This window comes from Acinetobacter sp. MD2(2019), from assembly GCF_035615615.1.
Lineage (GTDB): Bacteria > Pseudomonadota > Gammaproteobacteria > Pseudomonadales > Moraxellaceae > Acinetobacter.
Genome location: NZ_VTDU01000001.1, coordinates 258,987 through 266,350 on the forward strand (window position 1 = coordinate 258,987; position 7,364 = coordinate 266,350).

7 protein-coding genes and 1 pseudogene are annotated in these 7,364 nt (G+C 39.6%); 4 read left to right on the forward strand and 4 right to left on the reverse strand.

The window, feature by feature from the left end; genetic code table 11:
* Positions 1-49: 49 nt before the first annotated feature.
* A pseudogene (locus I2F62_RS01225) lies at positions 50-220 on the reverse strand (IS5/IS1182 family transposase); the annotation flags it as partial.
* A gap of 2 nt (positions 221-222) precedes the next feature.
* A complete protein-coding gene (locus I2F62_RS01230; RefSeq protein ID WP_324625208.1) occupies positions 223-714 on the reverse strand; it encodes an Lrp/AsnC ligand binding domain-containing protein in 492 nt (163 codons plus the stop codon).
* A 114-nt stretch (positions 715-828) separates the two neighbouring features.
* Between I2F62_RS01230 and putA the strand changes: the two genes are divergently transcribed.
* Both putA and trmA read left to right on the forward strand, forming a co-directional pair.
* Positions 829-4,584: a trifunctional transcriptional regulator/proline dehydrogenase/L-glutamate gamma-semialdehyde dehydrogenase gene (gene putA / locus I2F62_RS01235; protein ID WP_324625209.1), complete on the forward strand. Its 3,756-nt coding sequence runs from the start codon at positions 829-831 to the stop codon at positions 4,582-4,584.
* Between the two features lie 229 nt (positions 4,585-4,813).
* Positions 4,814-5,899, forward strand: coding sequence for a tRNA (uridine(54)-C5)-methyltransferase TrmA (gene trmA, locus I2F62_RS01240; protein ID WP_324625210.1), 1,086 nt, complete (start codon positions 4,814-4,816; stop codon positions 5,897-5,899).
* A gap of 205 nt (positions 5,900-6,104) precedes the next feature.
* On the opposite strand, the gene I2F62_RS01245 is transcribed toward trmA, so the two are convergent.
* On the reverse strand, positions 6,105-6,314 hold the full coding sequence (locus I2F62_RS01245; protein WP_324625211.1) for a hypothetical protein: 210 nt from the start codon (positions 6,312-6,314) through the stop codon (positions 6,105-6,107).
* 214 nt (positions 6,315-6,528) lie between these two features.
* Here I2F62_RS01245 and I2F62_RS01250 point away from each other — a divergent pair, with 214 nt between their 5' ends.
* Together I2F62_RS01250 and I2F62_RS01255 are read left to right on the forward strand one after the other, a co-directional pair.
* Positions 6,529-6,810 (forward strand): type II toxin-antitoxin system RelB/DinJ family antitoxin, encoded by a 282-nt coding sequence (locus I2F62_RS01250; protein ID WP_324625212.1) that lies wholly within the window; start codon positions 6,529-6,531, stop codon positions 6,808-6,810.
* Positions 6,810-7,130, forward strand: coding sequence for a hypothetical protein (locus I2F62_RS01255; RefSeq protein ID WP_324625213.1), 321 nt, complete (start codon positions 6,810-6,812; stop codon positions 7,128-7,130). The genes I2F62_RS01250 and I2F62_RS01255 overlap by 1 nt, the downstream gene beginning before the upstream one ends.
* A 64-nt stretch (positions 7,131-7,194) precedes the next feature.
* Here the strand turns inward: I2F62_RS01255 and I2F62_RS01260 are convergent.
* A partial coding sequence (locus tag I2F62_RS01260) for an IS1 family transposase (protein ID WP_324625223.1) occupies positions 7,195-7,364 on the reverse strand: 170 nt, incomplete at its 5' end.

Consider the following 7,364-nt stretch of genomic DNA (forward strand, 5'->3'; position numbering starts at 1 on the left):
AGATTTTAAAGATAGATTTTTCCTAAGTTGCTCGAATTTAAGTGACAACTTAGGTATGAGATCGACCTAATTCTACAAATTTATTTAACACAGCTGTACGCGCATGAATTTCATTAATGTGTCTTTGAAACTTCCTCGCGCATGGTTTACCGCCTAATAATTTGATGCAATGCATCTTGGTTTCAACCAAACGTCTTCGATGACACACTGACCATTTTTCAATTATGCTTTGGGCTTGGCAGCCAACTTTAATAACAAACTTTCTTTAATTACTTGCATGACTGGATAACTGCGGGTTTCTTTTACGCCCGGCAATTGCCACAACACTTGCCCTGCAATGCGCCGAAACTCTTCCATATTTTTACTGCGGATTTTAACCAAAAAGTCGAAACCACCACTGGTCATGTGACATTCTATAATTTCAGGATAATTCTGCACCGCTTCGATAAAATCTTCTAAAACATGCGGCGTGGTTTTATCTAGCATAATCTCAACAAAGACCAAAAAGCTTGCATTGAGTTTGTCTGGGTTTAAATTTGCGTGATAACCTAGAATAAAATCTTCTTTAGTTAATTTTTGCACCCGAGCAATCACCGCCGTTGGCGATAAATTCACAGCTTCAGCCAATTTAATATTAGAAATACGGCCATCTCGCTGTAATAAGTCCAAAATTTTTAGATCAATTCGATCTAACTGAAAAATGCTCTCTGCCATCTGAGTTATTCTCTAAATAATGCCCATATTATAGTGAGATATTCACCAATTATTCTGCAATTATAGTTTTTATTAAATCTATTCTGCAATACGTGCTCGCTTAAGGACAATGCCATGACAGAGACACAGATCACCCCTGAACTTACATCGACTGCACCTGCATTAATTACCGATTTTAAGGCAAAAAATGACTATTTAAAGCAGATTAATCAGGCATGGCGCCGTCCTGAAGCAGAAGCCGTTGAAGAGCTGTTGGCTTTTTCAAAACTTCCTGAAGCAGAAGAGCAACAAATTCATACCTTAGCACATAGTTTATCTAAACATTTACGTGAACGTAAAAGTGCATCGGGTAAAGCAGGTATTGTACAAGGCTTATTACAAGAATTCTCGCTTTCATCGCAAGAAGGCATTGCATTAATGTGCTTAGCTGAAGCGTTATTACGTATTCCTGATGCGGCAACGCGTGACTTATTAATTCGAGATAAAATTAATCAAGGCAACTGGAAAGAACATGTTGGCCAAAGTAGCTTAATGTTTGTAAACGCCGCTGCTTGGGGATTAATGCTGACAGGCAAAATTATGCAAACGCAAAACCAGCGTAGCCTGTCAAGCGTTCTAACTGGACTTTTAGCACGTAGCGGTCGTGGCATTATCCGTAAAGCGGTTGATGTTGCCATGCGTATGATGGGCGAGCAATTTGTTACAGGCGAAACCATTGAAGAAGCGTTGGTGCATGCCAAAAGTTTAGAGCAAAAAGGTTTCCGCTATTCGTACGATATGTTGGGTGAAGCAGCATTTACCGAAGCCGATGCCGACCGCTACATGAATGACTATATTTCTGCCATTCATGCGATTGGACAATCGAGCAAAGGCCAAGGCGTTTATAACGGTGCCGGTATTTCAATTAAACTTTCTGCGATTCATCCGCGTTATCAACGTGCGCAATACGACCGTGTTTATGCAGAACTTTATCCGCGTATTTTAGAATTGGCGCGTTTAGCTAAACAATACGATATTGGCTTAAATATTGATGCAGAAGAAACCGATCGCTTAGAGCTTTCTTTAGAATTGCTTGAGCGTTTATGTTTTGAACCTGAGCTTGCAAACTGGAAAGGCATTGGTTTTGTCATTCAAGCTTACCAAAAACGCTGCTTCTTTGTTGCAGATTATGTGGTCGATTTAGCCAAACGTAGCCAACGCCGCTTAATGATTCGCTTAGTTAAAGGCGCATATTGGGACAGCGAAATTAAAAAAGCGCAAACAGATGGCATGAGCGACTACCCTGTTTATACGCGCAAAATCCATACCGATTTGTCTTATGTGGCATGTGCTAAAAAACTTTTGGCCGCACCAGAGTTTATTTATCCGCAGTTTGCAACGCATAATGCACAAAGCCTTGCAACCATTTACTACATGGCCGATCCTGAAAAATATTATCCGGGGCAATATGAGTTCCAATGCTTACATGGCATGGGCGAACCGTTATACGAACAAGTGGTTGGTAATAAAAATAACGGTCAATTGGGCGTTCCGTGCCGAATTTATGCGCCAGTAGGTAGTCATGAAACGCTGCTTGCATATTTGGTTCGACGTTTACTTGAAAACGGTGCAAATACCTCTTTTGTAAACCGTATTGCCGACCAAAATCTTCAAATTGACGATTTAATTCAATCGCCAATGCAAGAATTGTTAAAGCAAGAACAACAAGGACAAGAAATTGGCTTAAAACACGCCGCTATTCCTTATCCGCGTAATTTATATGGTTTAGGGCGCATCAACTCTAAAGGATTTGATTTAGCTAATGACAGCAGCTTAAACCAGCTCAATGATGTGGCAGAAAAATTTGCATCATTCCAATGGCATGCAGAAAGCTTAATTGCAACACCTGTAAATAGCGCTAACTCAGCAGCCATTGCGTTACGCAACCCAGCATTACATGCAGACGTAGTTGGCCATGTGATTGAAGCCACTGCAGCGCAAGCTGAACAAGCCTTAGCCCTTGCACACGCACAGCAAGATGAATGGCAAAACACACCAATTGCTTTACGTGCTCAAGCACTAGAAAAAGCAGCTGATTTGCTCGAAGCACGCCTTTTAGAAATGATGGTGTTGTTATCGCGAGAAAGTGGTAAAACTTATGCCAATGCCATTGCTGAAGTTCGTGAAGCGGTTGATTTCTTACGTTATTACGCCAAACAGGGGCAATCTTTCCCGCAAAAAGGTCAGTTAAATGCACTTGGAACGGTTCTTTGTATTAGTCCTTGGAACTTCCCATTGGCCATTTTTATGGGACAAATTGCCGCTGCATTGGTTACAGGTAACTGTGTCATTGCAAAACCTGCTGAACAAACCCCATTAATTGCATATCAAGCCGTACAAATGCTGCATGAAGCTGGCATTCCAACTGCTGCATTGCAATTCTTAGCAGGTAAAGGTGAAACCATTGGCGCGCAGCTTAGCCAAGATGCACGTATTCATGGCATTATGTTTACAGGTTCAACCGAAGTTGCCAAAATTTTACAAAAAACAGTGGCTAAGCGTTTAAATCCAAATGGTCAACCAGTGACGCTTATTGCTGAAACTGGCGGTCAAAATGCCATGATTGTCGATTCATCAGCTTTAACTGAGCAAGTTGTTGCAGATGTAATTAACTCAGCTTTTGACAGCGCAGGTCAACGTTGTTCAGCATTACGTATTTTATGCGTACAACAAGACAGCGCTGCTGCAGTTTTAGAAATGTTAAAAGGCGCAATGCAACAACTGCGTGTGGGGAATCCTGTGCGCTTAAATACCGATATCGGCCCTGTCATTGACCAAGAAGCACAGCAAAACATTCAAGCGCATATCAATAAAATGCAGCAAAAAGGCTACCCTGTTCATCAGCACATGTTTGACCAAAAGAACACTGATTTGAACCCAGGCACCTTCATTGCACCGACCATGATTGAATTACCAAACTTGGACGATTTAGAGCGCGAAGTTTTTGGCCCAGTATTGCATGTCATTACTTATGCTTATGGTCAGCTCGATGCGCTTATGCAACAAATTAATGCCAAAGGTTATGGTTTAACTATGGGCCTACATACGCGTATTGATGAAACCATCCAGACGGTGGTCGACTCTGCGCATGTCGGTAACTTATATATTAACCGTAATATTGTTGGTGCCGTGGTTGGTGTACAACCTTTTGGTGGTGAAGGATTATCGGGTACAGGTCCAAAAGCTGGCGGTCCATTGTATTTATATCGTTTAATGCAACAAGGCGCTTCAGCTGCAATGCAAGGTCCTTTTGCGGTTAAATCTGTTTTGGTCAAACAGCCTAAAGAAACGCTTGAAAATTTTGAACAGTTAAAAGTCTGGGCAAAACAACATTTCCCTCAAGTTGATTTAGACAAACCACAACCGTTTATGGTCAACCAAAGCTTTGAGCTGCAAGGCCCGACAGGTGAAAGTAACCAATACATCATTTTACCGCGTTCGCGTGTATTGTCTATTGCAGACAATCACGAACAACAGCTTCAGCAATTACTTGCAATTTTTGCAGTAAATTCTCAAGCGGTTGTCACTGGTAATGATACGTTCTATCAAACCTATAAAGATCGTTTGCCTGCACAAATTAAAGCAGCCATTCATGTTTGCACCGATCTTGTACAGGGCGATTATGAAGCTGTGCTACACCACGGTTCAACGCAAGCGCTTGAAGCGTTACAACACACCATGACTGAACGTAAAGGTGCAATTGTTGGCATTACTCATCTTGAAAATGCACAATCAATTATCCCACTTGAACGTTTGGTGATTGAACGAGCAATCAGCATTAATACGGCGGCTGCAGGTGGTAATGCAAGCTTAATGACCATGTCTGATTAATCTTCATAATTAAAGCCGATATTTAAACAATGCTCAGCCGTTTGGTTGAGCATTGTTTTTTTGATTTTTATTTTTTCGATGCAACTGTGTTTTACTTTTTTAAAATCTAAAAAACTCACCTACGTGATCAGCACATTTTTTAAAGCGCTTTGCGCTAAATTCACTTCGCGCTTGGCATGAATTTTTGTTACCATGCGCCTTTGTTTTTTATTATGTGATCTTTAGGTCTATGACATCAACATATCAGCAACAACTGCAAGCCAAAGTCGAACGTATTCGTGCACAGTTTTCTGAATATCAACCGCCTGCGTTAGAGGTGTTTGACTCGCCAGAACAACATTACCGCATGCGTGCAGAATTTCGTATTTGGCATACAGACGATGATTTGTTTTATGCCATGTTTGATCGCAATAACGCTGAAAACCAAAAAACAGTGGTGCGTGTTGATGAATTCCCTATCGCAGACCAAAGTATCAATGACTTAATGCCTAAGCTTTTAAATGCATTAAAACAAAAACCTGAATTACACCGCCGTCTTTTTGAAATTGATTTTTTAGCGAGCCTAAGCGGTGAAATGCTCGTCAGCCTGATTTATCATCGTAAGCTTGATGATGAATGGGAAGCTTTAGCCAAAGAATTGGCAGCCGATTTAAAGATTAAATTGATTGGTCGTAGTCGCGGACAAAAACTCGTATTAACCGATGACTTCGTGGTTGAACGACTTCAAGTCAATGCACAAACGTTTCACTACAAACAAATTGAAAATGGCTTTACACAACCCAATGCGCATGTTTGCCAAAAAATGCTGCAATGGGCGTGCGATGTTTCTGAAAACTGTACTGGTGATTTGTTAGAACTATATTGCGGTAATGGGAACTTTACCCTGCCACTGGCACAAAAATTCCCACGGGTATTAGCCACCGAACTCGCCAAATCTTCCGTTTATGCGGCAGAATGGAATATTGAAAAAAATCAAATTAACAATATTCAAATTGCGCGTTTAGCCGCGGAAGAATTCACGCAAGCGTATCAGGGTGAGCGTGAATTTAGACGTTTGCAAGAAGCGAAAATTGATTTAAAAGACTATGCGTTTGGTACGGTGTTTGTCGATCCACCACGTGCCGGCATTGACGATGATACGCTCAAGCTTTTACAAGGGTTTAAACATATTATTTATATTTCATGTAACCCAGATACGCTACATGACAATTTAAAAACGTTAAGCCAAACTCATCGCATTCAGCGTTTTGCCTTATTCGATCAATTTCCATATACCCATCATGTTGAAACTGGCGTGTTACTCGAAAAAATTTAAACCCGCTAAGAATAAGCAAACTTTTAGAGATCTGCCCCATTCATTGGGGCTATCTGTGATTAGACAATTGCAGAAACTATTTTAATTGATAGCTTCGTTAGTGAATGGAAATAAAATTCATGAATATCAATCTCACAATTTTGGCCCAAATTTTAAAAATAATTGGCTGTTTGTGCTCAATATGGGTCTATATCGATGCTTCGGGTCATAAAATTGGTAAGACACCGCAAGGTGGATTTTTTAATCTCGCCGCAGGTTGGTGGGGTACGCTCAGCCTTTTAATTTGGTTCATCACATTTCCACTGTATTTAAGCAAAAGAAAAAAATTGATGGGCTTAGCCAAAAAACACCCTGTTGAATCAAAAGCCAGAATGCTCAAAATCAGCATTTTTATTTTCATTTCTGGATTGTTCATTTTCCTATAAAAGAAAAAGTGAATAACTCTAGATTAGTCGATCTTCTAAGTCTTGGATGCCCCACTAGCCTTAAACTTTTTGACTTAATCAAAATAATATTAAAAATTAATGAATAATTAAACAGCAACTTTCATTTGAATTGGATAATTATCACCCACTTGCATGGTGTCATTTTATGGCGCAAAATGGCACTAATAGCTTAAGAGGTGCTAAATGTCTACTTTAGTAAAAAAAAGAGTTCAATATTCTGTAGATGAGGCTATTTCTGAATCCGCAGAGTATATTATTAAAAAAGCAGGACTCACCCCTGCATCTGTTTTTAGTATGGTCATGGCCGAAATTGCTAAAACAGGTCGCATCCCTGTAAGCAACCAAATCAGTGATGATGATTTCAATACAGCACAACTGATAGCACTTAGCCACAATATTCCAAGTGTAAAAGTATCCAATACAAAATCTGCTCAAGACTTTTTAGATGATGATGGTGGCTACTAATGGCACAAGATGTGTATTGGGCTTACGTTGGTTTTACAAATATAGCCGATGGTAAAACTCGGCCAGTATTATATATTCGACAAACAAAAACTGACTACATTGTCTTTCGTTTAAGCAGTCAATACGACAATAAATCCGATTTTATTAAAAGTAAATATATTGAAATTTTAGATTGGAAATTGGTTGGGCTAAGTAAAAAATCATGGATTGATACCGTACAGACATATCAGTTGCCAATTGATAAAACAAAATTAACTTATATTGGTAGATTGTCTAAAAATGACTATGAACGGTTAATCAATCATCTCAAAGAGCAATGACTGTTGGTTCAACTTACTGACGAATATAATTAAATTAGGTGGTGTTTCAAAAAGTATGCTGGCATTAGACGGATCCATTGTTGATATAAAAGAACACTAAATCAAACGCTTTGAAATGATTCTCAAGCTTTTTGGAGAAGTTACAGCTTCTCCTAAATCCTCGCCTGATGCGATGCCTCAATCGACAATTATTTCCTTCAATACCCACAGTGAAAAACTTACCAATCAATTGTT

Coding starts and splice junctions, on each gene's coding strand:
- I2F62_RS01255 (WP_324625213.1), top strand. CDS start 6,810: ATGGCACAAGATGTGTATTGGGCTTACGTTGGTTTTACAAATATAGCC.
- trmA (WP_324625210.1), top strand. CDS start 4,814: ATGACATCAACATATCAGCAACAACTGCAAGCCAAAGTCGAACGTATT.
- I2F62_RS01250 (WP_324625212.1), top strand. CDS start 6,529: ATGTCTACTTTAGTAAAAAAAAGAGTTCAATATTCTGTAGATGAGGCT.
- I2F62_RS01245 (WP_324625211.1), bottom strand. CDS start 6,314: ATGAACAATCCAGAAATGAAAATAAAAATGCTGATTTTGAGCATTCTG.
- putA (WP_324625209.1), top strand. CDS start 829: ATGACAGAGACACAGATCACCCCTGAACTTACATCGACTGCACCTGCA.
- I2F62_RS01230 (WP_324625208.1), bottom strand. CDS start 714: ATGGCAGAGAGCATTTTTCAGTTAGATCGAATTGATCTAAAAATTTTG.